Origin of the sequence: Jannaschia rubra, from assembly GCF_001403735.1 — a bacterium.
GTDB lineage: Bacteria > Pseudomonadota > Alphaproteobacteria > Rhodobacterales > Rhodobacteraceae > Jannaschia > Jannaschia rubra.
Genome location: NZ_CXPG01000017.1, coordinates 26445 through 52878, shown reverse-complemented (window position 1 = coordinate 52878; position 26434 = coordinate 26445). Strand labels below are relative to the sequence as shown.

The window sequence follows — 26434 nt, the reverse complement described above, 5'->3', positions numbered from 1 at the left end:
CGGGGCCTAGCACGCCGCCCCGTGCCTGACAACGTGCGAGAGGCGTTTGACAAGCCGCCGGGCCGCGTGTCCCTTGCCGCCATGACGAAGCTATCTAAACGCATCCGCGGCCTGACCGCAGGCACGGGCGACGGATGGAGCATCCACCGCAGGGCCGTCCGCCTCCGCGCGCAGGGCATGCCCGTCATCGACCTGACGGTGGGTGAGCCGGACGTGCGCACCGACCCCGAGATCCTGTCGGCCATGGATGCTGCCGCGCGCGGTGGGCATACGGGCTACTCCGCCATTCCCGGCACGGACGCTTTGCGCGATGCCATCGCCGCGCGCGTGGAGGAGCGAACCGGAGTGCGCACGGCGCGCGGCAACGTGCTGGTGACGCCGGGCGGCCAATCGGCCCTGTTCTCGGCGCTCATGGCAGCGACCGATCCGGGGGCGGAGGTCCTGTTCCCCGACCCGTTCTATGCGACCTATCCCGGCACAATCCGCGCCGCCTCGGCCGCGCCGGTCCGGGTGCCGACGCGGGCATCCGGGGGGTTCCAGCCCGCCGAAGCCTTCCTACGGGCCGGGCTGACGGACCGGACGTCCGCGATGTTGGTCAATTCGCCCAACAATCCGACCGGCGCCGTCTATTCGCGCGCCACCTTTGATGCCATCGCGCGGGTCGCGCGGGATGCCGACCTGTGGCTTATCTCGGATGAGGTCTACGACACCCAGGTCTGGTCGGGTGACCACCTGTCGCCCCGCGCCCTGCCGGACATGGCGGACCGGACGCTGGTCGTCGGGTCGATGTCGAAGTCGCACGCGATGACCGGCAGCCGGGTCGGCTGGCTGATCGGACCGGAGACGGCCATCGACCGCATCGCCGACCTGTCCACGCATACGACCTACGGCATCCCCGGCTTCGTGCAGGATGCGGCCCTGCACGCCCTGTCCCTGGGCCGCGCGTTCGAGGAGCGCATCGCCGCCCCCTTCCGCCGCCGCCGCGATGCCTGTCTCGCCCGACTGGCGGGGCAGCAGGTCGTCGGGGTCATCCCGTCGGGCGGGGCGATGTACGTCATGCTCGACATCCGGGCCACCGGCCTCCCGGGACTGGACTTCGCGACCCGACTGCTGGACCATCATCACGTTGCCGTCATGCCGGGCGAGAGCTTCGGCGACGCCGCGGCGGGGCACGTGCGGGTCGCGCTGACGCGGCCCGACCATGAGCTTCTCGCCGCGATCGACACCATCGTGGCCCTTGCCGGAAAGATGATCCCATGACCGACTTCCGCGCCCTGCATCGGCCCGGCGATCCGTTCATCCTCGCGAACGCTTGGGACGTGGGATCGGCGCGCATGCTGGTCGCGCTCGGGGCGCAGGCCATCGGCACGTCCTCGGCGGGTTACGCCTTCACGCGCGGCTTGCCCGATGGCGGCCGCATCGGGCGGGAGGAACAGATCGCCCATGCGGCCGACCTGGCCGACCATGTGTCCGTCCCCGTGTCGGCCGACCTGGAGGACGGCTTCGGACCGGAGCCGGCCGATTGCGCCGCGACCGTCGAGCTGGCCGCCATGGCGGGACTGGCCGGATGCTGCATCGAGGACGTCGCCCCCGACGGCACCCCCTATTCCTTCGAGGCCTCGGTCGCGCGAATGGACGCGGCGGCGAAGGCGGCCCGCCGCGCACGGCACGATTTCGTCTTCTGCGCCCGCACCGACGGGGTGATGCACGGCACCTATGATCTGGAGGAGGCCATCCGACGCCTCAGGGCATTCGAGGAGGTGGGCGTCGACGTCCTTTATTGCCCCATGCCGGGCTCCATGGACGACCTGAAACGGATCACCGCCGCGACGTCGGCCCCAGTCAACGCGCTGGTGGCCGGGCCGTGGACACGGAACGGGCTGGCGGAGTTCGCCGAGGCTGGCGTCGCACGGGTCTCGCTCGGCTCATCGCTGGCACGGGCGACGCAAAAGCTGATCCGCGACGCGGGGCAGGAGATGTTCGATGCGGGCGACTTCGGTCGCTTGGGGGGCATCGGCGGCCGCGAGGTGGACGCCCTGCTGAAACAGGGCAGCGACTGAGGCGTGGGGCTTAGCCCCGCGCCTCGCGCGCCAACGCCTCGATCCCCGCCCAGTCCCCGGCCGCCATCCTGTCGGCCGGGGCGACCCAGCTGCCGCCGACGCAGACGACGTTCGGAAGCGACAGGTAATCGTCCTTGTTCTTCAAGCTGACGCCCCCGGTCGGGCAGAACGACACCTGTGGGATCGGCGCGCCGATGGCCCGCAGCGCGGGCGCGCCGCCCGACGCCTCGGCCGGGAAGAACTTGAGCAGGTCGTAGCCGCGTTCCAGCAGGACCATCGCCTCGGTCGCGGTGGCGACGCCGGGCAGGAGCGGCAGGTCTTCGTCGATGCAGGCCTGGATCAGCCGATCCGTTGCACCGGGCGATACGCCGAACCGGGCGCCCGCTGCCTTGGCCGCCTTGACGTCGGCGGGCGTGAGCAACGTCCCTGCCCCGACGATGCCGCCCTGCACCTCGGCCATCGCGCGAATGCAGTCGAGCGCCTGCGGCGTCCGCAGCGTTACCTCCAGTGCCGGCAGCCCCCCCGCGACCAATGCCTCGGCCAGCGGACGGGCCTGCGCCTCGTCGTCGAGGACGAGGACCGGAATGACGGGTGCCCGCCCCGCGATGTCGTGCGCGGCTTTCGACTGGTCCTGCGGTGTCATGAGCGGTTCCTTCTTGGCATGTTCGGGACTGCTGCCCGGATATCAGATGACCACGCCGGCGCCACGATCGGCTGGGCCGGCGGAGTTGCGGAACAGGGCGAACAGCTCGCGCCCGAGCCCAGTCTCGTTGGCGGACAGGTCGGGGTGGGTCAATTCCCGCTCGGCCACCCCATCGGTGAGCACGTCGAGCGTGCCGTTCGCCGCATCGACGCGCAGGACGTCGCCGTCCCGAAGGCGCGCGATCAGCCCGCCGTCCAGCGCCTCGGGCGCGACGTGGATGGCCGCCGGCACCTTGCCCGATGCACCCGACATCCGCCCGTCGGTGACGAGCGCAACCCGATGACCCCGTTGCAGCAACACCGACAAGAGGGGCGTCAGCGCGTGAAGCTCGGGCATGCCGTTGGCCCGGGGGCCCTGATAGCGGACGACGACCACGCAATCGCGGTCAAGCTCACCTGCCCGGAACGCCTCCTTCACGGCGTCCTGCGAATGGAACACGCGGGCCGGTGCCTCGATGGTGTGGAAGTCCTCGGCGACGGCGCTGATCTTCATCACGCCGAGACCCAGGTTCCCCCGGACCTGTTTCAAGCCGCCATGCCCGTCGAACGGCTCATGCGGCGGCTTGAGGATGCGGTCGTTCTGCGACTCGCGCGGCCCGGCCACCCATTCGATGCGGTCGCCGGCCAGGCGCGGTTCGGTCGCATAGGCCGACAGGCCCTGCCCCGCCACGGTCTGCACGTCCTCGTGCAGAAGCCCCGCGTCGAGAAGGTGCCCGATCATGTAGGGAAGCCCCCCAGCGGCATGAAAGTGGTTCACGTCCGCGAGGCCGTTCGGATAGACGCGCGCCATCAGCGGCGTCACGTCGGACACCGCATCGAAATCGCCGCAGGTCAGTTGCACGCCGGACGCACGGGCCATGGCGATCAGGTGCAGGACCAGGTTCGTGGACCCCCCCGTCGCCATCAGACCGACCAGCCCGTTCACATAAGCACGCTCGTCCAGGACATCGCAGACCGGCGTATAGGCATTCCCCAGCCCCGTGATCTCGGTCGCGCGAAGGGTCGCCGCGTCGGTCAGCGCGTCGCGCAGCGGGGTGTTCGGATTGACGAAGGACGCACCGGGCAAGTGCAGGCCCATGAACTCCATCAGCATCTGGTTCGAATTGGCGGTGCCGTAGAATGTGCAGGTGCCGGGACCGTGGTAGCTGGCCATCTCGGCCGCCATAAGCTCGTCGCGACCGATCTTGCCTTCGGCGAACTCTCGCCGCACCCGAGCCTTTTCCTCGTTCGGCAGGCCGGAGGTCATCGGCCCCGCCGGCACGAAGATGCCGGGCAGATAGCCGAAGGTCGCCGCGGCGATCACCAGGCCGGGCACGATCTTGTCGCAGATCCCCAGATAGAGTGCCGCATCGAAGGTGTTGTGCGAGAGCGCCACCCCGGCGGCGAGCGCGATCACGTCACGCGAGAACAACGACAGCTCCATACCCTGCTGGCCTTGGGTCACACCATCGCACATGGCCGGCACCCCGCCCGCGACCTGTGCCGTCGCACCGGCGGCCCGCGCCGCGATCTTGATACGGTCGGGAAAATCCTTGAACGGCTGATGCGCGCTCAGCATGTCGTTGTAGGCAGTGACGATCCCGATGTTCGGTGCGCGGTCGGCGGCGAGATCGTCCTTGGCGTCGCCCATCGCGGCATAGGCATGGGCCTGGTTGCCGCAATCCAGATGTGCCCGGCGCGGACCCTGCTGCGCCTGCGCCCGCATCCGTGCGAGGTAGGCCTCGCGGGTCTCGCGTGACCTTTCGCGGATACGGTCGGTGATTTCCTCGATACGGGTGTCAAGCGGCATGGCGGATCTCCTCACGGGAACAAATGCCTCGTTAGCGCTAACTGTTCAAGAGGAGAGGTTGCGTACCCGCAAATCCGATGACCAGATCGCGCCATGGAAATCCGCCCCCTGACAGATCGCGACAGCGTTGCCCTTCTGACCCTGGTGCAAGGTCTTGCAGGGCATCACGGAGACCAGTCCGCCGCAACGTCCGATACCCTGACGCGCGATCTTTCCGATGGCTGGACATGGGGCTTCGGGGCCGGCGATCCGCTGATCGGTTATGTCCTGATGATGCGTCATGCGCGGGTTCATGACGGTCTGCGAGGCGTGGACCTGCATCATGTGTTCGTGACCCCTTCGGCTCGGCGACAGGGCATCGCGCGCGCCCTTCTGACGCGAGCGGAGGACGATGCGCGCAGCAAAGGGTGCAGCTATGTCGTCATCGGCGCCCACGAAGGGAATTCAGTCGCCCGCGATGCCTATGTCGGGCTCGGATACGAATGGCGCGCGCCGATCTTTTGGCGGTTCTTCAAGCGGCTCTAGCCCTCCGGCGCCATCAGTTCGACCTCCTTGCCGTCGCGCAGGGCCGTGTAAAAGCAGGTCCGGCGGTTCGTGTGGCAGGCCGCGCCGGATTGTTCCACCAGTAGTAGGAGGCAGTCGCGGTCACAGTCGATCCGCGCCTCCACCAGGGTCTGGATGTGGCCGGACGTTTCGCCTTTGATCCAAAAGGCCTGGCGCGAGCGAGACCAGTAGGTGACGCGCCCCGTGTTCAACGTCCGTACGACAGAATCGGCGTTCATCCAGGCCATCATCAGCACCTCGCCGGTGGCATGATCCTGCGCGATCGCGGGGATCAGCCCAGCGGCGTCATACTTCAGGGTCGCGGGGTCGAAGGTCATGGGCGGTGCCTTTGCATCCGGGGACTCCGGCGCTACCTACGGGGGGACAGCAGCCGGGGAAAGACGGATGGCGGACGCAGATCTCATCAAGCTCTATTCGGGGCGCATTCTCGAATTGGCGGCCGACATGCCGGCCACCGATCCGATCGCGGATCCGGCGACGACGGTCCGCAAGCGTTCGCCGCTTTGCGGCTCGACGGTGACGGTCGCGCTCGACCTGCGGGACGGGCGCATCGATCGGTACAGTCAGAACGTGAAGGCCTGTGCCTTGGGGCAGGCATCGGCTTCGGTCAGCGGCCGCGTCATGGTCGGTCGGACGTTGGTCGAAGTCTCCAAGGCACGCGACCAGTTGCGCGCCATGCTCAAGGAAGGCGGTCCCGTGCCGGACGCCCCGTTCGATGGTCTGGAAGTTCTGCTGCCTGCCCGTGACTTCGCGAATCGTCACGCGTCGATCCTGCTGGCGCTGGACGCGACGGTCGAGGCGCTCGAATGTGTGAATGACGACCGCTTAACCGCCCGGTAAGGATTGGCGACTAGGAACCTCTCATCCGCCGCCTGAAGGAGGTTGCATGACCGGTTCCGCCCTGCCGCGCTCGCTGACATTCGACACGCCGTCCCCCGACGCCCGGCCGCTCGACCACCTGATGGGCGACATCTCGTCTTTCGTGGATGGCTTGGCCGGTACGTCCGACGCCACCCTCACCGAGATCGAGAAACTGCGCCGCAGCACCGATGCGTTCTCCACCGCGCTGACAGCCCTGCGGACGGAATTCGACGATCTTGCACGGTCCGCTCAGCGCACCGAAAGGGAGGCGGCGACGCGGCTCGACTCCATCGCGGAGAATTTCCGCAATCACCAGGTCCTCTCGGACTGGGGCACGGGAATCGCGCCCCGTACGGAAGTTCTGGAAGCCGTCCTGCGTGATATCGTGGCGTCGAACGGAGAGATCACGCGGATCGCCCGGCAAGTGAACATCCTGGCCGTCAACGCCTCGATCGAAGCGGCCCGGGCAGGCGACGCGGGACGCGGATTCGCCGTCGTCGCGGAAGCCGTGAAGGAACTGTCGCGCAAGACGGCGACCGCGGCAGGGGGCATCCAGACCTCCATCGGATCCCTCGGCGACTGGACACGAACCATGCGCGAAGACAGCGAACGCCTGGCTCCGGAGTTCGCCGGCACGGTCCGTACGGCCGCCGAAACCCGCGATTCGATTTCAGAGATTCAGACGACGATGGCAAGTTGCAGAAGCAAATTCATGGCCATCGAGGAAACCCTGGGGGTTCTCGCCCGGACCGAGGATGAAGTCGAAATGATCTGCGCTGCAGCTGAAACCGGCGCGCGCCATACGACCGTAGGACTAGCCGATGCCCGGCGGCGCATCAATGACGTCGTGGACTGGTGCGACACCTTCGTTTGGCGTGATGCCGGTTCGGCTTCCCTCGCAGCAGGGGGGACTGAGGCAGAGGACAACGTCTGACGACAGCACCGATCCAGGCAAAAAAACCGCCGCACTCCGTGGGGCGGAGGCGGCGGCAAAGTGGCATCCCGGCGTTCGATCGATGGCCGGCGGTCGGGCAGGACCGCGCCGGCCGGGCATCACCTCCCGGGGACGAGGCGGCGACGCTATGTCTGCGGACATGGGGAGATCCGGACAGACGAGAGATCGAAGAGGATGCAGGCGGTAACGGGTCGTAGTCGATCAGACGACCAATGACGGAAGGTGCAGGAGACTGAGCAGAAGTGTCACCAGCCAGACCCCGGCCAGCACATCCATGACGGGCTCCGCCTCCACACGGTTCAGGGTGGTCTTGATCTTGTGGGTCATCTGCTCACCTTTTCTTCCTGTTGCTCATTTGTTCTCACATCATTAACAAAAAATCAAGAACTTTATCAGAACAAACAGGAACAAATGGGAACTTCAATCCTATCCGACAGATAGCAGCCGCAACGCCCTATCCTGTTCCGTCAGCCAGAGAAGCATCCGTGCCGCCTGACCTCGCGGTCCGTTCATCTCCGGGTCCGCGGACAGCAAGGCGCGCGCGTCACTGCTTGCCAATGCCATCAGTCCGGTCTGACGCTCGAGATCCGCGATGCGGAACCGTGGAAGACCCGATTGGGCCGTCCCGATCACGTCGCCGGCTCCGCGCAGCGCCAGATCCTCCTCCGATATGCGGAAGCCGTCCTCGCTCTCGCGCAGGATGCGCAACCGTGCCTCGGCCGTCTCGCCCAGCGGCGCCTTGTACATAAGCAGGCACGTGGACGCCGCGGCCCCCCGCCCGACGCGGCCGCGAAGCTGATGAAGCTGGGCCAATCCGAACGTCTCCGCACGCTCGATCACCATGATTGACGCGTTCGGCACGTTCACGCCCACCTCGATCACGGTCGTCGCCACCAAGACGGACGTCCGCCCGGCAACGAAGTCGGCCATGGCCGCGTCCTTATCGGCAGGGGGCATCTGACCGTGGACCAGCCCTACGATACCTTCGCCCAGCGCCGCGCACAGGCTGCGGAACCGCTCTTCCGCCGAGGTGGTGTCGACGACTTCGGATTCCTCCACCAGCGGACAGACCCAATAGGCCTGCCGGCCTTCCGCCACAGCCGTGCGCAGCTTGGCCACCACATCGTCCATCCGCGACACCGGCACCGTCGCCGTCGTCACGGGCGTTCGTCCGGGCGGCTTCTCGTCCAGGACGCTTAGGTCCATATCGCCATATTGCGTCAGCGCCAGCGAACGTGGGATGGGCGTCGCGGTCATGACGAGGACGTCCGTGGCCCTGTTCTTTTCGCCCAGCAGCATGCGCTGCCGCACGCCGAAGCGATGCTGCTCGTCGATGACCGCCAGCCGCAGGTCGGCGAAGACGACGTCGCGCTGAAAGACGGCGTGCGTACCCACCAGAATGTTGATCCGGCCTTGGGACAGCGCATCGAGTTTGGCCTGACGTTCGCGTCCCTTGTCGCGGCCCGTGAGCAACTCCAGGACGACACCCGCCGCCTCTGCCAGCGGCCGCAACCCTTCGGCGTGCTGCCGCGCCAGAATCTCGGTCGGCGCCATCAGAACACCCTGCCCGCCCGCTTCCACCGCTGTCAGAAGGGCCATCAGCGCGACCAGCGTCTTGCCCGACCCCACATCGCCCTGGAGCAGACGGTTCATCCGTCGGGGCATGCCCATGTCCTGCGCGATCTCGTCGATCGCGCGCTTCTGCGCTGCGGTCGGCGCGAAGGGCAGGCCGTCGAGCACCTTGCGCCGCAGTCGGCCGTCACCCTCCGTCGCGATACCGCGCCGGCGCCGCTCCGACGACCGCGCGAGGGCGAGCGTCAGCTGATGCGCGAACAGTTCGTCATAGGCCAGCCGTTCCCGCGAAGGCGCGCCGGGTGTCAGGTCGCGCGCCTCCTGCGGATGATGAGCCCCGTGCAGGGCCTCGGCGAAGGCAGGCCAGTTCCGCTCCGCCATCAGGCCGGGGTCGATCCATTCCTCCAGGCCCGGCACCCGCTCCAACGCACCCGCAACGGCTCGGGCCATGACCCTAGAGGTAATGCCCGTGGTCAGTGGATAGACTGGCTCGAACGCCGGCAACGCCTCGCCTTCGGCCAGGACATGATCGGGGTGCGGCATCTGCGCGACACCGTCATAAAGCTCGACCTTGCCCGACAGAATGCGCCGCTGGCCCGTCGGTAATAGGCGCGCGTGAACATCCGGCGCGCCGCGGAAATACACCACCTGAAAGGTCGTCCGCGCGTCCTCCACCTCGATGCGGTACGGCCGGTTGCGCGACGCGGGCGGCAGATGGCGGCCGACGATGACGGTCACGGTGACGACACCCGGAAGCGCCGCATCGCGGATCGATGCCACGGGCGTCCGGTCGACCCCGCCAGTCGGCAGCGTCAGCAGAAGGTCCTTCGGCGTCGCCACATGGAGGTTTGCGAGAAGCCGCGCCGTCTTGGGCCCGACGCCCGGCAAGGTTTCCAGCCCCGCGAACAGCGGGAAAAGACGCTCCGGGCGCCCCGTCATGCGCCGATCAGCGCGAGCCAGGCATCTTCGTCCATCGTCTCGACCCCCAGTTCGGCGGCCTTCGCGGCCTTCGACCCGGCGCCGGGCCCGGCGACCACGATGTCGGTCCGGGCTGAAACCGATCCCGATACCCGCGCGCCCAATGCCTCGGCCCGCGCCTTGGCCTCGGCCCGCGTCATCCGCTCCAGCGTGCCGGTGAAGACGACCGTCTTGCCGGCGACGGGGCTTTCGCCGGCCGCCGCGACGAAAGGCGCCGGGGACAGTTCGGAGAGCACCGCGTCGATGGCCGACCGCTCCGCCGGGGACGACAGCGCGTCGCAGATCGCCAAGGCAAGTGTCGCGCCCACACCGTCGATGCCGGTCAGGTCATCCCAGGCCGCTCGCGCTTGTGGCGGCACCTCCTCCCAGACGGAAGCACGGGCTTCGGCTACCCTGGCGCGCCGATCATCCGCCTTGGCCGCGGTGCGTTCGGCCATGACTGCTTCCTCCGCGGCGCGATGGGCCTCGGCTGCCGGACCCGCCGCATCGACAATGGCGGCGAACTCTGTCCAGGTTCCGAAATGCCGCGCCAGATCGCGGCCGGCCGTCTCGCCAAGGTGGCGGATGCCCAAAGCGAACAGGACACGGGCCAGACCCTGCGTCCGCGACGCCTCGATGGCCGCGAACAGTTTGGTTGCCGAGGTCTCGCCCCAACCGTCGAGCGCGGCCACTGTCTGCAACCCGCGTCCGTGCCGCTCCGCCAAGGTGTAGATCTCCGCAGGCTCCCGCAGCCAGCCGAGGTCATGGAACCGCTCGACTTCCTTGTCGCCCAGTCCCTCGATGTCCATGGCGCCGCGCGATACGAAATGCTTGAGTCGCGCGACCCGTTGCGCCGGGCAGATCAGGCCGCCGGTGCAGCGGCGCACGGATTCTCCGGGTTCGCGGACGGCAGGACTGCCGCATTCGGGGCAGATGTCGGGAAAGGCGAAGGGCACCGCGCCCGCAGGTCTGGCCGTAAGGTCCACATCGCGAACCTTGGGGATGACGTCGCCCGCCCGATAGATCTCGACCCTGTCGCCCACCCGGAGGTCGGCGCCACGGATGGCATCGCCGTCCGAGCCGCGACCCGCAATATAGTCCTCGTTGTGCAGGGTCGCATTGGACACGACGACGCCGCCCACCGTCACCGGCTCCAGCCGCGCGACGGGTGACAGCGCGCCCGTGCGTCCCACCTGGATGTCGATGCCGAGCAACCGCGTCCATGCCGTCTCTGCCGGGAACTTGTGCGCGATGGCCCAACGGGGGGTGGTCGAGCGGAATCCCAGCCGGTCCTGCAAGCCGAGGTCGTCCACCTTGTAGACCACCCCATCGATGTCATAGCCCAGTTCCGCCCGCGCCGCCGCGATAGCGTCGTAGGCGGCAAGCATCTCCTGCGGACCGTCGCAGCGCCGCGTCTCCGGATTGGTGGAGAAACCCATGGCCGACAGGCGCTCCAGCGCTCCGAACTGGGTGTCGGACAAGGGCTCCGACAGACGGCCCCAGGCATAGGCGAAGAAGCGGAGCGGCCGGGAGGCAGTGATGGCGGGGTCGAGCTGCCGCAGGCTGCCTGCGGCGGCATTGCGGGGGTTGGCGAAGACCTTGGTGCCCGCCTTGGCCTGTACCGCATTCAGGGCGGCGAAATCGGCGTGGCTCATGTAGACTTCGCCCCGAACGTCCATGACTGCCGGGGCGCCGTCCACGCTGGTCGGAATGTCGGTAATGGTCCGGGCATTCGCGGTCACGTCCTCCCCCACTTCACCGTCGCCGCGCGTCGCCGCGCTGACCAACCGACCGTTCTCATAGCGCAGTGAGAGAGAGAGACCGTCGATCTTGGGCTCGGCGGTATAAGCCAATGGCACATCGGGACCGAGGTCGAGAAACCGCCGGATGCGCGTGTCGAAATCCCGTACGTCGCCGGCATCGAAGGCATTGGCCAGTGACAGCATGCGGACGTCATGCCGGATCTTGCCGAAACTGTCGGAAGGCGCAGCCCCGACCTGTTCGGTCGGACTGTCCGGTCGTATCAGGTCGGGAAAGCGCGCCTCGATCGCGGCGTTGCGTCGCTTCAGCGCGTCGTATTCGGCATCGTCGATCTCGGGCGCGTCGTCGCGGTAATAGGCGTCGTTCGCCGTATTGAGCAGGTCCGCCAGGCGGCGAAGCTCCGCCTCGGCCTCGCGCGGCCCAAGATCCTCGACCGTGACCTTCGTTCCGTTCCGCACCCTTCGACCTCCGCTGGCTTCCTCGATGGTGATAGGGCCCGGCCGGGCCCCTTTCCACCGATTCGCGCCGTCAGAGGTTTCCGTCAGGCGCTGACCAGCCGCTTGCCCCGCGCATCGTCCTGCGGATCGCGCAGGACATAGCCGCGGCCCCAGACCGTCTCGATATGCGTCTCGCCGCCCGTCGCTTCCGACAGCTTCTTGCGAAGCTTGCAGATAAAGACGTCGATGATCTTCAGCTCGGGCTCGTCCATGCCCCCGTAGAGATGGTTCAGGAACATCTCTTTCGTCAGGGTCGTCCCCTTCCGCAGGCTCAGGAGTTCGAGCATCTGATATTCCTTACCCGTCAGATGCACGGAGTTCCCATCGACCTCGACGGACTTGGCGTCCAGGTTGACGGCCACCTGTCCGGTGCGGATCACCGACTGCGAATGACCCTTGGACCTTCGTACGATGGCGTGGATGCGGGCGATCAGCTCATCCCGGTGGAACGGCTTGGTCATGTAGTCGTCGGCACCGAAGCCAAATCCCTTGATCTTGTTTTCGGTATCATCGGACCCCGACAGGATCAGAATGGGCGTCTCGATCCGGCTCATCCGGAGTTGGCGCAGGACGTCGTGCCCGTTCATGTCAGGCAGGTTCAGGTCGAGCAGGATCAGGTCGTAATCGTAAAGCTTTGCAAGATCGATCCCCTCCTCGCCCATGTCCGTCGAATAGACGTTCAGATTCGCGCTGCCGAGCATCATCTCGATGCTTTTCGACGTGGTCGGGTCGTCTTCGACGAGCAGGATACGCATGCTTCTCTCCGGGAGGTCCTGGTGACTGCACCGACCTTCAAGGGGAATGGTTAACTTATCGTTACCATGTTCGACAATCTGTCCCCCCGCAATTCAGGATTGCCGGAATTGCTGGGTCAACGTGGTCTTCAGGCCGTTGGTTCCATGCGCGCTCATCGCGCTTTCCCATCCGGCAAGTTCCTCATCCGACAGGTCATATCGCGCGATCGCTTCTTCCCGCGTGATCAAACCGGCCTGAATGCCGCGCACGACTGCTTCCTTTCGTCGCGCCACCCACCGCGTCGTACCGATCGCTGGAAGGTCGGCACGTGACATCTGCGAGCCGTCGGGCAGGGTCACGACATGCGGACCGGGCCCCTTTCTCAGGTACATTGCAGCCTCCTTCGTCTGGACTGGAGACTTCCTGCGTCGCCAAGCCTTAAGCCGGGGTGAAGCCGCGCCTTGTGAATACAGCGGATTTTCCTATATCTGCCGCCTAATGCCCCTGCCCCGGACCGGTCCCATGCCGCTCGACGTCAAGCTCAACAGCCTCGGGTTCGCCAAGGCGCCTTCCGAAACGCGCGTCGTCGTGGCCATGTCGGGCGGCGTCGACAGTTCGGTCGTCGCGGCGCAATTGGCCGAGGAAGGCTATGATGTTGTTGGCGTGACGTTGCAGCTTTACGACCACGGCGCCGCCCTGGCCAAGAAAGGCGCCTGCTGCGCCGGGCGCGACATCCATGACGCCCGTCGCGTCGCCGAGACCATGGGGTTTCCGCACTACGTCCTCGACTACGAAAACACGTTCCGCGAGGCGGTGATCGACGAATTCGCCGACGCCTACCTGGCCGGAGCGACGCCGGTGCCCTGCATCCGTTGCAATGAACGGGTCAAGTTCCGCGACCTTCTGAACACCGCCCGCGACCTCGACGCCGACTGCATGGCAACAGGGCACTACATCCAGCGACGCATGGGCGACCGCCCAGAACTTCACATGGCCGCCGATCCCGTGCGCGACCAATCCTACTTCCTGTTCTCGACCACCGAGGAACAGCTGGACTACCTGCGCTTTCCACTGGGCCACTTGCCCGACAAGGCGGCGACCCGCGCGCTGGCCGCGAAATACGGCCTGCCCGTGGCCGACAAGCCCGACAGCCAGGACATTTGCTTCGTGCCCAACGGCGACTATGCAGCCGTCATCGAAAAGTTGCGGCCCAGTGCCGGAGAGCCCGGCGCCATCGTCGACATCGAAGGACGCGAGCTGGGTCGCCACGACGGAGTGATCCGTTATACCGTGGGCCAGCGGCGGGGCCTCGGCATCGGCGGGCTGGTCGATCCGCTCTATGTCGTTCGTCTCGACCCTCAAAAGCGCGAGGTCGTCGTCGGACCGAAGGAGATGCTCGCCACCCGTCTCGTCCCCCTGCGGGAGATCAACTGGCTAGGCGATGCGCCTCTCGACAGCCGGGGGGAATGGCACATCGGGGTCAAGGTGCGGTCCACCCGCCCGCCGCGCGACGCGATCCTGCGTCCCAAGCCCGGCGGACTGGCGGAAGTGGAACTTCTGACGCCGGAGGAAGGAGTCAGCCCCGGCCAAGCCTGCGTATTCTACGACATGGACGGCACCCGCGTCTTCGGCGGCGGCTGGATCTGGCGCGGCTACTGACCGGCGGACATCCGCGACATGTAAACCGGTTTAACTTTTTTCGACCGGCCTCTTGCAGGCCCGATCCGGCTTTCCCATCTCAAATCATGTGAAAGGTATTCACATAAACCCGAGGAGAGACGCATGACACCCGCCCCCGCCTATGCCGGCCAGACCTCCGGCAACTGGTTCACCAGGATCGAAGGATGGCTCGACGCTCGCGGAAAGGGCGCATGGATCGCCGCCGCCGTTCTCGGTTTCATCTTCTTCTGGCCTGTCGGCCTCGCCGTTCTGGCATACACCATCTGGAGCAAGCGCATGTTCAAAGGCATTTCCTGCAACCGCGGCCGCATGGCCCCCAGCCGGTTCCGCAGCACCGGAAACATGGCCTTCGACAGCTACAAAGCCGACATGCTTCGCCGGCTCGAGGATGAGCAGGAGGCGTTCGAGAGCTTCCTGAACCGCCTGCGCGAAGCCAAGGACAAGGCCGAGTTCGACCAGTTCATGGAAGATCGCAGCAAGCGCACCGACGGCGACGCCGCCGAAGCCTGATCCGACCGGCCCCGCCCATTCCGGCGGGGCCGCCCCCTTCCACCGGAGCCGCACAGATGACCCATTGGACCGACCTCACCGCCCGCCCGACGACCCGCCTGCCGGACCCCGATGCCCAGCCAGAATTCTATCGCGGCGTCGTGGCGAAGCGGTTCCTCGCGTGGATTGTCGACGTAACCGTCATTACGCTGCTGACGATCCTGGCCGGGATCGCGACCCTGACCGTCGGCTTCTTCCTCTGGCCGATCTTCTTCATGGTCATCGGCCTGCTCTACCGCTTCGCCACCCTGTCGGGCAACTCGGCGACCTGGGGCATGCGCCTCATGGGGATCGAGCTTCGCGGTCACGACGGAGAGCGGTTCGACGGCATGCAGGCGACGCTTCACATCCTCGGCTACTACGCATCGATGATGTTCGTCCTGCCGATCCTGGCGTCGGTTGTCGCCATGCTGATGACGCCGCGCCGGCAGGGCCTGACGGACCTGCTTCTCGGCTCGGCCGCGATCAACCGTCCTTCCTGAGGCCGGCATCCCGCCCGGCGCGTCTTTTCGATTGACGCGCCGGGTCTCTGGTCTAGGCTCGGACCCTGAACATCATCAAAGCAAGATCCCATGCGCCACAGCCTACCGCTGACGCCGCAGTTCTACGTGACGGCGCCGCAATCCTGCCCCTACATCGACGGGCGGCGGGAACGGAAGCTGTTCACCGCTCTGCAAGGCTCGGGCGCCACCGCGCTCAATGACAAGTTGTCGAAGCAGGGCTTCCGGCGCAGTCAGAACGTCCTCTACCGCCCAAGCTGCGCGGATTGCACGGCCTGCCTGTCGGCGCGCATCCGCGTGTCCGACTTCCGGCCCACGCGATCCCAGCGGAAGACGCTAGCACGCAATCGCCACATCCGGCGAGAGGTCACGTCCCCTTGGGCGACGGAGGAGCAATACGCCCTGTTCCGTCGCTATCTTTCCGCCCGCCACGCCGAAGGCGGCATGGCGGACATGGACATCTTCGAATTCGCCGCGATGATCGAGGAAACGCCCGTCCGCACTCGCGTCATCGAATACTGGGACGACCGTCCTGCGGTCGACGGGGGCGATCCAGCGTTGCGGGCCGTTTGCCTAACCGACGTCCTCGATGACGGACTGTCCATGGTCTATTCCTTTTACGACCCGGACCGCCTGCCGGACAGCCTCGGCACGCAGATCATCCTCGACCACGTCGATATCGCGCGCGAGGCCGGACTGCCCTTCGTCTATCTCGGCTATTGGGTGCCCGGATCGCCCAAGATGGGCTACAAAGCCCAGTTCTCCGCGCTGGAAATCTTCAAGAATCGCGAATGGCGGCCCATCGGCGCGCCCGAGGACCACGCGGACGAAACCCACCCCCTGTCTGTCGAGCCCATCGCCGAGCAGGTGGCCCGGATCGACCTGCCCGACCAGATCGGCTGACGCTCAGTTCGATGTTTCGGTCATTTGAAGGACCGCCGACAGCGGAGCCGCCGCGACCCCTTCCGCCCGCCCGCCGTCCTGCCAGTCGCTCAAGGCGCGCACCATTTCCGGCGTCGTGTGACCCACCACGACCACCGCGCCGTCCTGCGCGGCCTCGAAGGTGGCGCGGTTCAGGTACCTGGTAATCACCACCGCGCGTTCGTCGTCCTGGTCCAGGGCGCGGTAGATGGTGACTGCGGGAACACCCTCTCTCTGCGCGGCCGAGACGCCGCTGTTCAACCCGCTGGGATAGGCGACGAAAGCCATGCCCTGCTCCGCCAGCGCGGGCAGCAGCGCGCGCAAGGCCTCCCGGTTCGCGGCGAAACCGGCCCCGTCGCGGTCCAGCACGCCGAGCGCCTCGGGCAAGGCGACGACGGCGCCGGACATCGCGACCTCCACGTCCTGCGCGGATCCCTGCGGGGCAAGGGCACTGGCAAGCATGACGACCTCGTGCCCCGCCTTCCGATAGGCCTGCGCCGCCTTCCGCGCGTCCGGCCGCGTGGGGTCGATGGCGAAGGTCATTGGAATGTCCAGCGCTTCCAGGTCCCCCTGATCCACCCCTGCATCGGGATCGTCGATCAGGAGGATCGCCATCATCGGAAGGTTGCGCGGGTTGTCGAAGGGCGCCGCCTGCGCCTTCAGCGCGGGCAGTCGGACGGACGGTTCCGGCTCGACCTCGACTTCTGTCTCCTCCGCCGCGGCCCTTTCGCTATCCAGGATCAACCGCCGGGGCGTACCGGTGAACGGCGCGGGTTCCTCGGCCGCGGGTTCGGGAATGGGCTCGGGGGCAGGGTCGGTGGCTCTGGGGGGAATCACCCGCTCCTCCTCGGGCACCACTGTCGGAACCTCGACCTGCGCGACGATCTCGTCCGGCGCGTCGTCCGGGGCCTGCATGACGCGGTCCGGAGCCGCGTTCGACGTCCCGCTGCGTGGCGCTGCGGCGTCCAGAGACGTCGGCAGATCGGGCGCCGATCCGGCTTCCGGCGGCGCGGACAGGGCATCGACGGACATTGGCTCCGGCCGTGTCGCGCTTTCGGTCTGTCGCAGGGGCGCGTCGCTCGGCACCACGCCGGGTCGCATCGCCTCGGCCGTGGCAGCCGGACGGGGCTGCGCGTCGGTCTCGGGCGTGTCTGCCGTACGGTCCTCCGGCGGACGGTTGAACTGGCTTCTGGCCGGCAGGTCGACCGCATCGACCACAGGCACTGCCGGGCTGACTTCGACCTGCGGGCGGACCTCGACCTGCGGGGCGACCTCCGCGATCGGCGCCGGGGTCTCGGGCGGGGGCGCCGCCACGATGCGCTCCGGTACCGCCGGGATGCGCGGCGCGGCTTCGGCCTGATCGCGCAGGACGGGGCGTGACGGCCCGCGATCCGGCGACGGTACAAGTAGTGACGCGGACACGAGGAAAAGCGCGGAGAGCGCCAGCGCGCTCGCCGACCCCAGCAAGAGTCCCCTGACCATCTGCGACTCCTTCAACTGCCTGCCCTTGACCCTTTCGCCGGGCCTTGCGACCTGTATAACCGGAAGGTCCGGCTTGGATACCCCCGCCTGACGCGGAATCTGGAGGGATTGGCTTGCTGCTGCTGATCGACAACTACGACAGCTTCACCTGGAACCTGGTCCACTACGTGGCCGAGCAGGGGGCCGACGTTCGCGTGGTGCGAAACGACGCGATGGACGTGCAGGCCGCGATGGCGCTGAACCCCGCGGGCGTGCTTCTGTCACCCGGACCCTGCGACCCGTCGCAGGCAGGCATCTGCCTTGCCATGGTCGATGCCTGCGCCGCCACGCGCACGCCACTGCTGGGCGTCTGCCTCGGGCATCAGGCCATCGGTCAGGCTTTCGGCGGCAAGGTGGTACGCGCACCCGAGATCGTGCACGGCAAGCTCGGGCGGATGCAGAACGACGGCACCGGCGTCTTCGCGGGCTTGCCGTCGGAGTTCGGCGCAACCCGCTATCACTCGCTCATCGTCGACCGGGACACCCTGCCCGATTGCCTCGAAGTGAACGCGAGCCTCGCTTGCGGTACCGTCATGGGCCTGCGCCACCGCGACCTGCCGATCCACGGCGTGCAGTTCCATCCCGAAAGCATCGCTTCCGAACACGGCCATGCCCTGCTGCGCAACTTTCTCGACATGATGCCCGTGCCCGCATGATCGACATCAAGCCGATCCTGAACGTGGCGCCCGACCGACCGCTCACGTGGGCCGAGGCGGAAAGCGCCTTCGCGGCCTTCTTCGACGGTGCCACCACACCCGCCCAGATCGGGGGCCTTCTGATGGCCTTGCGGACCCGGGGGGAAACCGTCGATGAGATCGCCGCCGCCGCGAGTGCGATGCGCGCCCGAATGAACAGGGTCGTCGCACCGCCGGACGCCATCGACATCGTCGGCACCGGGGGCGACGGCAAGGGCACCCTCAACATCTCGACCGCGACGGCCTTCGTGGTCGCGGCGACCGGGGTGCCGGTCGCCAAGCACGGCAACCGTAACCTGTCGTCGAAGTCGGGGGCGGCGGACGTCCTGACCCAGATGGGGATCGAGGTGAACGTTGGCCCGCAAGTCGCTGAAAAGGCTCTGGTCGAGGTCGGGATCTGCTTCATGATGGCCCCGATGCATCATCCCGCGATCCGCCACGTCATGCCCGTACGTGGCGAGTTGGGCACACGGACCGTGTTCAACATCCTCGGGCCGCTGACCAACCCCGCAGGCGTCGCGCGCCAATTGACCGGCGTCTTCTCGCCCGTCCTGATCCGCCCCATGGCGGAGGTTTTGCGCGCGCTCGGCTCCGACGCCGCATGGCTCGTCCACGGCCACGACGGGACCGACGAGATGTCGATCTGCGGACCCACCTCGGTCGCGGTATTAGCGGACGGCGAGGTCACGGAACGCCAGGTCACGCCCGACGACGCCGGCCTTCCGACGCACCCCTTCGCGGACATCGTCGGGGGGGAGCCCGCCGACAACGGCCGCGCTTTCCGCGCCCTGCTCGACGGGGCGCCCGGGGCCTACCGCGATGCCGTCCTCCTGAATGCCGCGGCGGCGCTCCTGGTGGCCGGACGCGTGAACGAACTGGGCGACGGCGTCGAACGGGCCTCGCGCGCCATCGACAGCGGCGCCGCAGGCGACAAGGTCGAGGCGCTTGCACGCCTCACGACGGAGGCATCATGACCACACCCACGATCCTTGAGCGGATCAAGGCCTATAAACTGGACGAGATCGCCGCACGGAAGGCCGAACGCGACCAGACCTCGATCGAGGCCGCGGCCCGCGCCGCGCCCGCCGTTCGACCCTTCGCCGACGCCCTGTTGCAAGCCAAGATCGAAGGATATGGCCTGATCGCCGAAATCAAGAAGGCCAGCCCGTCAAAGGGCGTGATCCGCAACGATTTCGACCCGCCCGCGCTGGCCCGTGCCTACGCCGCGGGCGGCGCGACCTGTCTCTCCGTCCTGACCGACGGGCCATCGTTCCAAGGCGACGATTCCTATCTTGGTGCCGCTCGGGCCGAAGTGGATCTGCCAGTTCTTCGCAAGGATTTCCTGTTCGACCCCTGGCAGGTCGCCGAAAGCCGCAGCCTCGGCGCCGATTGCATCCTGATCATCATGGCCGCCGTATCCGACGCTCAGGCCGCCGAGCTGGAGGCTGCCGCCGCCGACTGGGGCATGGACGCCTTGATCGAGGTTCATGACCGAGAGGAGCTGGAGCGATCCAGTCACCTCAATTCGCGCCTCCTCGGGATAAACAACCGAAATCTCAACACCTTCGAAACCGATCTTCAGGTGACGCGCGATCTGTCGCGCCGGGCTCCGGAAGACCGGATGCTGGTCTCCGAATCCGGGTTGAATACGCGGGAAGATCTCGCCGGCATCGCCCGCTACGGCGTCCGTTGCTTCCTCATCGGCGAAAGCCTGATGCGTCAGGAAGACGTCGTCGCCGCGACCCGCGATCTTCTCGCCAGCCCGATGGTTCCCGTGCGATGAGCGGACTCAGCCACTTCGACGACAGCGGCGCGGCGCATATGGTCGACGTATCGGTCAAGGCCGAAACCGCACGGCTGGCTGTGGCCGAAGGCTGGGTGAAGATGTCTGCGCAAACGCTCGAAATCATAAGATCCGGTACCGCGAAGAAGGGCGACGTCATCGGCGTGGCCCGCCTTGCAGGGATCATGGGGGCAAAGCGCACGGCCGACCTCATCCCGCTGTGCCACCCCCTGCCCATCGCCCGCGTCGCGGTCGATCTTGTGCCCGATGACGATCTGCCCGGCCTTCGCGTCACGGCCACCGTCGGGACCGCCGGCCGCACCGGTGTCGAGATGGAGGCGTTGACAGCCGTCACCACGGCCTGTCTGACCGTCTACGACATGGCCAAGGCCGTACAGAAGGACATGTCCATCGGCGGTATCCGCCTGCTGTCCAAGACAGGTGGGAAATCGGGCGACTGGGAGGCCCCTGTCCGGTGATCTCGGTCGAGGAGGCGTCAGCCGCACTTCTGGCTCTCGTCAGCCGGCTGCCGGTCGAGAGGGTGCCGCTCCGCGCCGCGCGTGGTCGTGTCCTGTCCGGCCCGGTCCGCGCGCGTCATGCCCAGCCGTCCTTTGCGGCCTCCGCGATGGACGGCTATGCGATCGCCGTCGCCGATCCGGTGCCAGGCCAGAGGTTCCGCATCAAAGGTGAATCCGCAGCCGGGCATCCGTTCACGGGCCGGTGCGACGGCGACGGGGCAATCCGCATCTTCACAGGCGCACCAGTTCCCGAGGGAGCGGTCCGCGTGATCATTCAAGAGGACGTGACGCGTGACGGCGACGTCATCGTGCTGACCGATACGGTAGGCTCCGGTACTCACATCCGCCCCGAGGGAGGCGACTTCGACGCCGGCGCAACCCACGACCCGCAGAGACCGCTCGGCAGTCGCGACATCGCGCTCCTTGCGGCGATGGGGCACGGCAAGCTGTCGGTGATCCGCCGCCCGGAGGTCGCCATCATCATGACGGGGGATGAACTGCGCCCACCCGGGACGCTCCTCGCTACCGGCCAGATCGCCGCCTCGAACGGCTATGGTCTGGCCGCGATGCTGGAGGATGCGGGGGCACAGGTCAGGCTGCTGCCGATTGCGGCAGATACGCCGGAGAGCCTCGGTCAGGCGTTGGATCTTGCAGCAGGCGCGGACCTGGTGCTGACCATCGGTGGCGCTTCCGTCGGCGACCACGACCTCGTCGCGGCGACCGCAGGTGCGGCCGGACTCGAACTATCCTTCCACAAGGTCGCGATGCGACCGGGAAAGCCGCTCCTTGCCGGGAAGCTGAAAGGGTCCACCCTTGTCGGCCTTCCGGGTAATCCCGTATCGTCAATGGTTTGCGGGTTGATCTTCATTCTACCACTCCTCCGATCGATGTTGGGATTGCCCCCCGGCGTGCCACGTCGCGTCGTCCCCCTCGCCGTCGGGATCGGACCGAACGGACCACGCGAACACTATATGCGCGCGACCCTTCGTGACGGTCGGGCGCAGCCGCATGCACGACAGGACAGCAGCCTTCTGTCCATCCTGGCCGACGCCGATGTCCTGCTCGTACGTCCCCCCCGCGATCCGGAGCGTGGGCCCGGAGATCCGGTCGACGTGATCGATCTGCCGCGTTAACCTGCAATTAACCTTCGCACGCGAAAGCTGATGGTGCCCGGCCTTCTGGATGTTGACACAAAAGGTGAACTTTTCTAGAACATCCGATGATGGGCCATAATGCCGTTACCAAGGGAATCCCAATCATGTTGACCCGCAAGCAACGCGACCTTCTGGCGTTCATTCACACGCGCGTTCAGCGGGATGGGGTGCCGCCTTCGTTCGACGAGATGAAGGACGCGCTGGATCTGCGCTCCAAATCGGGAATCCACCGGCTCATAACCGCTCTGGAGGAGCGGGGGTTCATCCGTCGCCTTGCGCACCGTGCGCGCGCGATCGAGATCACGCGCCTGCCGGAAGACATGGTCGGCGGTGCGTCCTTCGTACCCCGGGTGATCGAGGGCGGCGCGTCGGAACAGGGTGCCCCGCACAATGCCATGCCGGTTCGTATTCACGCAATCGAACTGCCCGTCATGGGACGCATCGCAGCCGGTGTGCCGATCGAGGCGATCAGCGAAGTTTCGCATCACGTTGCGGTTCCCGGCCAGATGCTGGATCGTGGGGGCAATCATTACGCTCTTGAGGTCAAGGGCGATTCGATGATCGACGCCGGCATCAACGATGGGGACGTCGTGGTGATCCGCGATCAGGGCACGGCCGAGAACGGCGACATTGTGGTCGCACTGGTCGAAGGCCATGAGGCGACGCTCAAGCGGTATCGTCGCGTGAAGGGGATGATCGCGCTGGAAGCGGCGAACCCGAGCTATGAAACCCGACTCCTGCGCGAAGATCAGGTCAAGGTTCAGGGGCGGCTTGTCGGCCTGATCCGCAGCTACTGACGCTTGATTTCGGCACGGCTAATGTCGGCACGGCCGCCGGGGTCCGCCTCCGGGCGGCAGTCTGGACGTTCCTTGTGTCGATCAAGTCCAACAATGGCTTCACGAGTTGAAGAGTCTGGACCGTTGCCTGACGTTCAGTCTCCCTGCCCCATCGACCAGGGGCGTTCGCCTTGCATCTGTCGGGCCGTTCGGAAGAGGACCGCTCCGTCGGCCAGACGGGACAGTGACACTGCGCCGGTCCGCGACAGGCTTTTTACATCCAGGATGATGCATCCGTCAGCGATGGTTTGCTGTCCCGGCTCCATCGGGACGGGCAGGACGACCCATCCCGGATCCAGCGAACAGGCCTGCAAGGCGGCTGGAACGTCGCCCTTCGACCTTGCCTGATGCAGCACGATGCCCGTTTCGGTCATGTCCGGCCGGGGCCTTGCCGCGGCGGTCGCCTGATCCGCACCGTCGCCATCGTTTTCAAGCCAGACCCCGGCCACGAAGGAGGCGCCCTTCTCGCGACTGAGCCAACGTCCCGACGGACCCATCGTCCCGACGAGCCGGCCGTCGTCCGAGATAAGAATATCGGGCCGGCTTCCCTGCATCCAGATCAGGCCAGCCACCGCTACCAGGACGACACCCGTACCGCGTGACAGGTTGCCACGGGCGGCCCCGAAAATGGCAAGCCCCAACCCCAGAAGGGGGAGGACCTGCCAGGTGGGTGCCGGCAGATGGCCTGTCGAACCGGGCAGTTCCGCGACCCTATGGGCGACCGCCAGAATCCATTCGATCCCCCAGCCCGCGACGCGGAACGGCAGATCTTCCAATCCGAAGGGCCAGAGCATGAGACCGATGAATAGAAGGGGCATGACCGCAAAGCCCATCATCGGGACGGCCAGCATGTTTGCCAGAACGCCGTATTGGCCAACCCGGTTGAAGTGCAGCGCCGCGATCGGGCCTGTCGCGAGCCCCGCCACGACCGAAGACAGGAGCAGGGAGATCACGGCCCCCCGCCAGCCCCGCATCCAGGCGGGACGATCCGTCCGGGCCAGAGCGCCGAAGGCGATGACCAACGCGGCCGTGGCGGCGAAGGACATCTGGAAGCCCGGCCCGGTCAGGCTTTCGGGGCGCCAGAGCAGGACGAGGAGCGCGGCGATCGCGACGCTGCGAAGCGAGAGGGCGCGCCGCCCCAGCAAGACGGCACCCAGCATGACGACAGCCATCACGAAGGCGCGCTGCGTTGCCACCCCCCCGCCGGACAGGAACAGATAGGCCAGCGCGAAGGGCAGCGCAGCTGCCGCGGCCCAGGCGCGGGTCGGATGGTAGAGCGCGAGGGATGGGATCAGCGCCAGGCCACCGCGCACCGCCCAGAAGACGAAGCCCACCAGCAGGCCCATGTGAAGCCCTGAAATCGCGAGCAGATGGGCGAGGTTGGACGCGCGCAGATCCTCGGTCACCTGGTCGGACAGGCCGGCGCGGTCGCCCGTCGTGATTGCCGCCGCGACCTGTCCCACCTGCCCCGGCAGCCGCTCCCGCAAGCCGTTTCCGATGGCGGCGCGCAGGCGGGCGACGGCGAGCGAGATTCCGTTGGAGGGCGGCTCGGCGAGAAGCAGGGGCACGCGGGAGTAGCCGATGCCCCCCAGTTTCAGAAACCAGGCGTGCCGCTGGAAGTCGAAGCCGCCGGGCTCGGTCGGCCCGGGCGGCGCGGTGAGATGCGCCGTCGTCATCACCCGCAGGCCGGGGCGCGGGACCGCACCCGCCTCGTCGTGAAGCGAAACCCTGACGCGGCGCGGGGTCTCGTCCGGGCCAAGTCCGTCGAGCCTGACGCGGTCGAGAGTCAGTCGGGGCGCACCGGAAGCGGATCGGTCGATGTCGACGACCCGTCCCTCGACCGCTCCGTAATAGCGAAACCCCAGGACCGGGCCGGCCACGAGGTTCGTCCGCATCTGCGCCGCGAGCATCCCCGTGACCGAGACGGCGACCATCAGGGGCACGAACCCCACGCTACCGCGCAGGCCCCATGCGACGGCGAACAGCAGAAGGCAGGCGAGCGCGGCCACAACCGCCGCCGCCGATCCGGGCTCGGCCGGCAACGCGAAGTAAAGCCCCACACCCGTGCCGAAGGCGACCGCGATCCAGGGCAGGCGATGGCCGCGCAGGGCTTGACACTCCGCAGCGAGGCGCGCGCTCCAGGGGTGCGGCGCGGGTGGCGCAACGTCGGCGGGGTGCATCCTTGCCCTCGACCTCCGGGCTGCCTATCAACCCGGCGACCCTGCGCGAGGTCTGGTTTACAAATCGTTAACCGGGCCGTGCCATCACCGCGCCAGACCAAGGATTCCGCCATGACCGCCTCGACCGAGGACCGCCCCGTCGTCACCCGTTTCGCCCCGTCCCCGACGGGATATCTGCACATCGGCGGGGCGCGGACAGCGCTGTTCAATTGGCTGTTCGCCCGCGGCCGAGGCGGGAAGTTCCTGCTGCGGATCGAGGATACCGACCGCGCCCGGTCGACCGATGCGGCGACGCAGGCCATCTTCGACGGGCTGACATGGCTGGGGCTCGACTGGGACGGCGACGCGGTGAGCCAGTTCGCTCGCGCCGACCGCCATGCGGAGGTGGCAAAGGCGATGCTGGCCTCCGGGCACGCCTACCGTTGCCATTCCAGCCAGGACGAAATCGAAGCATTCCGCGAAGCCGCGCGGACGGAGGGGCGCTCGACCCTGTTCCGGTCTCCCTGGCGCGAGGCGGAGGAGGCGACGTACCCCGACACGCCGTCGGTCATCCGACTGAAGGCCCCGCGCGATGGGGCGACGGTGATCGACGATGCGGTGCAGGGACGCGTGACCTTCGCCAACGATCAACTCGACGACATGGTGCTGCTGCGGTCGGACGGTACGCCGACCTACATGCTGGCCGTGGTGGTCGACGACCGCGACATGGGCGTGACGCACGTGATCCGCGGCGACGACCATCTTAACAACGCCGCGCGGCAGGCGCAGATCTACGAAGCGATGGGGTGGGAGCAGCCGGTCTGGGCTCATATCCCCCTGATCCATGGCGCCGATGGAAAGAAGCTGTCCAAGCGGCATGGGGCCACCGGGGTCGAGGAATACGCCGAGATGGGCTTTCCCGCCGCGGCCGTCCGCAACTATCTGACGCGCCTCGGGTGGAGCCATGGCGACGACGAGTTCTTCACTGACGCGCAGGCGCGGGAATGGTTCGGGCTGGAGGGGATCGGACGGGCCCCTGCCCGGCTGGACCTGAAGAAGCTCGAGAACCTGTCGGGCCAGCACCTGAGCGCAATGGACGACGACGAGATGGTGGCGGCAGCGCTGGATTGGGCGCGCAGGACGGGCATGGCGCCCATCGACGCGGAAGCGCTGGCGCGGGCCGTTCCATTGGTCAAGGACGCCTGCCGGACCCTGCCCCAGGTGATCGAACGGGCACGCTTCGCGCTGATCTCGCGCCCGGTGGATATCGACGGCAAGGCATCGAACGCGCTCGATCCGGTATCCCGTCGCATACTGTCGGAATTGACGCCGCACCTGCAAAATGCTAGCTGGACGCGCAACGACCTCGAGGCGATCGTGGGTGATCTTGCGCAGTCCAAGGGGCTGGGTCTGGGAAAGTTGGCAGCGCCCCTGCGCGCGGCGCTCGCCGGTCGGACGGCCACCCCCAGCGTCTTCGACATGATGCTCGTCCTGGGGCGTGACGAAACGGTCGCACGGCTGGGCGATGTCGCCGTCGAGACGAGTTCCTGAGACGGCGGCATTTGTGGTCGCCGCACCACCTCAGGGTAAGGATTGCGGGAAAAGACACCCGAACGATCAATTGGTTGCATGGCACGCCGACCGCGGCGGCCCCTTCGAAAGGAC

General features: G+C 67.1%; 26 protein-coding genes. 16 read left to right on the top strand and 10 right to left on the bottom strand.

The window, feature by feature from the left end; translation table 11 throughout:
- Window positions 1-81 precede the first annotated feature (81 nt).
- Together JAN5088_RS08745 and JAN5088_RS08740 are read left to right on the top strand one after the other, a co-directional pair.
- Window positions 82-1260, top strand: a complete 1179-nt coding sequence (locus JAN5088_RS08745) for a pyridoxal phosphate-dependent aminotransferase (protein WP_055682455.1) — start codon at window positions 82-84, stop codon at window positions 1258-1260.
- Entirely contained in the window at window positions 1257-2060 is an 804-nt protein-coding gene (locus JAN5088_RS08740) for an isocitrate lyase/PEP mutase family protein (RefSeq protein ID WP_055682454.1), read from the top strand. The genes JAN5088_RS08745 and JAN5088_RS08740 overlap by 4 nt, the downstream gene beginning before the upstream one ends.
- 10 nt (window positions 2061-2070) lie before the next feature.
- On the opposite strand, the gene eda is transcribed toward JAN5088_RS08740, so the two are convergent.
- The gene (gene eda, locus JAN5088_RS08735; protein WP_055682453.1) at window positions 2071-2703 is read right to left on the bottom strand and encodes a bifunctional 4-hydroxy-2-oxoglutarate aldolase/2-dehydro-3-deoxy-phosphogluconate aldolase; all 633 of its coding nucleotides are present in this window, start codon (window positions 2701-2703) and stop codon (window positions 2071-2073) included.
- A gap of 42 nt (window positions 2704-2745) precedes the next feature.
- Complete coding sequence (gene edd, locus JAN5088_RS08730) at window positions 2746-4551, bottom strand: phosphogluconate dehydratase (protein ID WP_055682452.1); 1806 nt, start codon at window positions 4549-4551, stop codon at window positions 2746-2748.
- A 93-nt stretch (window positions 4552-4644) separates the two neighbouring features.
- On the opposite strand from edd, the gene JAN5088_RS08725 reads away from it, so the two are divergent.
- Window positions 4645-5076 carry a GNAT family N-acetyltransferase gene (locus JAN5088_RS08725; protein WP_055682451.1) on the top strand — a complete coding sequence of 144 codons (432 nt, stop codon included), beginning with the start codon at window positions 4645-4647 and terminating at the stop codon, window positions 5074-5076.
- Here the strand turns inward: JAN5088_RS08725 and hisI are convergent.
- Entirely contained in the window at window positions 5073-5432 is a 360-nt protein-coding gene (hisI, locus tag JAN5088_RS08720; protein WP_055682450.1) for a phosphoribosyl-AMP cyclohydrolase, read from the bottom strand. The genes JAN5088_RS08725 and hisI overlap by 4 nt on opposite strands.
- Window positions 5433-5499: 67 nt before the next feature.
- Here hisI and JAN5088_RS08715 point away from each other — a divergent pair, with 67 nt between their 5' ends.
- The gene (locus JAN5088_RS08715; RefSeq protein WP_055682449.1) at window positions 5500-5955 is read left to right on the top strand and encodes an iron-sulfur cluster assembly scaffold protein; all 456 of its coding nucleotides are present in this window, start codon (window positions 5500-5502) and stop codon (window positions 5953-5955) included.
- 46 nt (window positions 5956-6001) lie between these two features.
- The gene (locus JAN5088_RS08710) at window positions 6002-6910 is read left to right on the top strand and encodes a methyl-accepting chemotaxis protein (RefSeq protein ID WP_055682448.1); all 909 of its coding nucleotides are present in this window, start codon (window positions 6002-6004) and stop codon (window positions 6908-6910) included.
- 222 nt (window positions 6911-7132) lie between these two features.
- Here JAN5088_RS08710 and JAN5088_RS19415 read toward each other — a convergent pair whose 3' ends face one another.
- From JAN5088_RS19415 to sciP, 5 genes are all read right to left on the bottom strand, one after another.
- Window positions 7133-7258: a hypothetical protein gene (locus JAN5088_RS19415; protein WP_267885373.1), complete on the bottom strand. Its 126-nt coding sequence runs from the start codon at window positions 7256-7258 to the stop codon at window positions 7133-7135.
- Between the two features lie 99 nt (window positions 7259-7357).
- Window positions 7358-9442, bottom strand: coding sequence for an ATP-dependent DNA helicase RecG (gene recG / locus JAN5088_RS08705; RefSeq protein WP_055682447.1), 2085 nt, complete (start codon window positions 9440-9442; stop codon window positions 7358-7360).
- The gene (gene ligA / locus JAN5088_RS08700) at window positions 9439-11679 is read right to left on the bottom strand and encodes an NAD-dependent DNA ligase LigA (protein WP_055682446.1); all 2241 of its coding nucleotides are present in this window, start codon (window positions 11677-11679) and stop codon (window positions 9439-9441) included. Before ligA ends, recG begins: the two co-directional genes overlap by 4 nt.
- 83 nt (window positions 11680-11762) lie before the next feature.
- Window positions 11763-12473 carry a response regulator transcription factor CtrA gene (gene ctrA / locus JAN5088_RS08695; RefSeq protein WP_055682445.1) on the bottom strand — a complete coding sequence of 237 codons (711 nt, stop codon included), beginning with the start codon at window positions 12471-12473 and terminating at the stop codon, window positions 11763-11765.
- A gap of 93 nt (window positions 12474-12566) precedes the next feature.
- Window positions 12567-12845: a CtrA inhibitor SciP gene (sciP, locus tag JAN5088_RS08690; protein WP_055682444.1), complete on the bottom strand. Its 279-nt coding sequence runs from the start codon at window positions 12843-12845 to the stop codon at window positions 12567-12569.
- A 130-nt stretch (window positions 12846-12975) separates the two neighbouring features.
- Here sciP and mnmA point away from each other — a divergent pair, with 130 nt between their 5' ends.
- The 4 genes from mnmA to JAN5088_RS08670 all read left to right on the top strand — a co-directional run bounded on the left by mnmA (window position 12976) and on the right by JAN5088_RS08670 (window position 16085).
- Window positions 12976-14112, top strand: a complete 1137-nt coding sequence (gene mnmA / locus JAN5088_RS08685; RefSeq protein WP_055682443.1) for a tRNA 2-thiouridine(34) synthase MnmA — start codon at window positions 12976-12978, stop codon at window positions 14110-14112.
- A 123-nt stretch (window positions 14113-14235) separates the two neighbouring features.
- Complete coding sequence (locus JAN5088_RS08680) at window positions 14236-14643, top strand: DUF2852 domain-containing protein (protein ID WP_055682442.1); 408 nt, start codon at window positions 14236-14238, stop codon at window positions 14641-14643.
- A 56-nt stretch (window positions 14644-14699) separates the two neighbouring features.
- Window positions 14700-15164, top strand: coding sequence for an RDD family protein (locus tag JAN5088_RS08675; RefSeq protein WP_055682441.1), 465 nt, complete (start codon window positions 14700-14702; stop codon window positions 15162-15164).
- Window positions 15165-15254: 90 nt separating this feature from the next.
- Window positions 15255-16085, top strand: coding sequence for an arginyltransferase (locus JAN5088_RS08670; protein ID WP_055682440.1), 831 nt, complete (start codon window positions 15255-15257; stop codon window positions 16083-16085).
- A gap of 3 nt (window positions 16086-16088) precedes the next feature.
- On the opposite strand, the gene JAN5088_RS08665 is transcribed toward JAN5088_RS08670, so the two are convergent.
- Window positions 16089-17585, bottom strand: a complete 1497-nt coding sequence (locus JAN5088_RS08665) for a polysaccharide deacteylase family 2 protein (protein WP_055682439.1) — start codon at window positions 17583-17585, stop codon at window positions 16089-16091.
- A 113-nt stretch (window positions 17586-17698) separates the two neighbouring features.
- Between JAN5088_RS08665 and JAN5088_RS08660 the strand changes: the two genes are divergently transcribed.
- The 6 genes from JAN5088_RS08660 to lexA all read left to right on the top strand — a co-directional run bounded on the left by JAN5088_RS08660 (window position 17699) and on the right by lexA (window position 22571).
- Window positions 17699-18280, top strand: coding sequence for an anthranilate synthase component II (locus tag JAN5088_RS08660; RefSeq protein ID WP_055682438.1), 582 nt, complete (start codon window positions 17699-17701; stop codon window positions 18278-18280).
- Window positions 18277-19293, top strand: coding sequence for an anthranilate phosphoribosyltransferase (gene trpD, locus JAN5088_RS08655; RefSeq protein WP_055682437.1), 1017 nt, complete (start codon window positions 18277-18279; stop codon window positions 19291-19293). The genes JAN5088_RS08660 and trpD overlap by 4 nt, the downstream gene beginning before the upstream one ends.
- Window positions 19290-20102 carry an indole-3-glycerol phosphate synthase TrpC gene (trpC, locus tag JAN5088_RS08650; RefSeq protein WP_055682436.1) on the top strand — a complete coding sequence of 271 codons (813 nt, stop codon included), beginning with the start codon at window positions 19290-19292 and terminating at the stop codon, window positions 20100-20102. Before trpD ends, trpC begins: the two co-directional genes overlap by 4 nt.
- Window positions 20099-20581, top strand: a complete 483-nt coding sequence (gene moaC / locus JAN5088_RS08645; RefSeq protein ID WP_055682435.1) for a cyclic pyranopterin monophosphate synthase MoaC — start codon at window positions 20099-20101, stop codon at window positions 20579-20581. The genes trpC and moaC overlap by 4 nt, the downstream gene beginning before the upstream one ends.
- Window positions 20578-21753, top strand: a complete 1176-nt coding sequence (locus JAN5088_RS08640) for a molybdopterin molybdotransferase MoeA (protein ID WP_055682434.1) — start codon at window positions 20578-20580, stop codon at window positions 21751-21753. The genes moaC and JAN5088_RS08640 overlap by 4 nt, the downstream gene beginning before the upstream one ends.
- 125 nt (window positions 21754-21878) lie before the next feature.
- On the top strand, window positions 21879-22571 hold the full coding sequence (gene lexA, locus JAN5088_RS08635) for a transcriptional repressor LexA (RefSeq protein WP_055682433.1): 693 nt from the start codon (window positions 21879-21881) through the stop codon (window positions 22569-22571).
- Between the two features lie 134 nt (window positions 22572-22705).
- On the opposite strand, the gene JAN5088_RS08630 is transcribed toward lexA, so the two are convergent.
- Complete coding sequence (locus tag JAN5088_RS08630) at window positions 22706-24790, bottom strand: ComEC/Rec2 family competence protein (RefSeq protein ID WP_055682432.1); 2085 nt, start codon at window positions 24788-24790, stop codon at window positions 22706-22708.
- 111 nt (window positions 24791-24901) lie between these two features.
- Here JAN5088_RS08630 and gltX point away from each other — a divergent pair, with 111 nt between their 5' ends.
- Complete coding sequence (gene gltX, locus JAN5088_RS08625; protein ID WP_055682431.1) at window positions 24902-26320, top strand: glutamate--tRNA ligase; 1419 nt, start codon at window positions 24902-24904, stop codon at window positions 26318-26320.
- The last annotated feature ends 114 nt before the right edge of the window (window positions 26321-26434 follow it).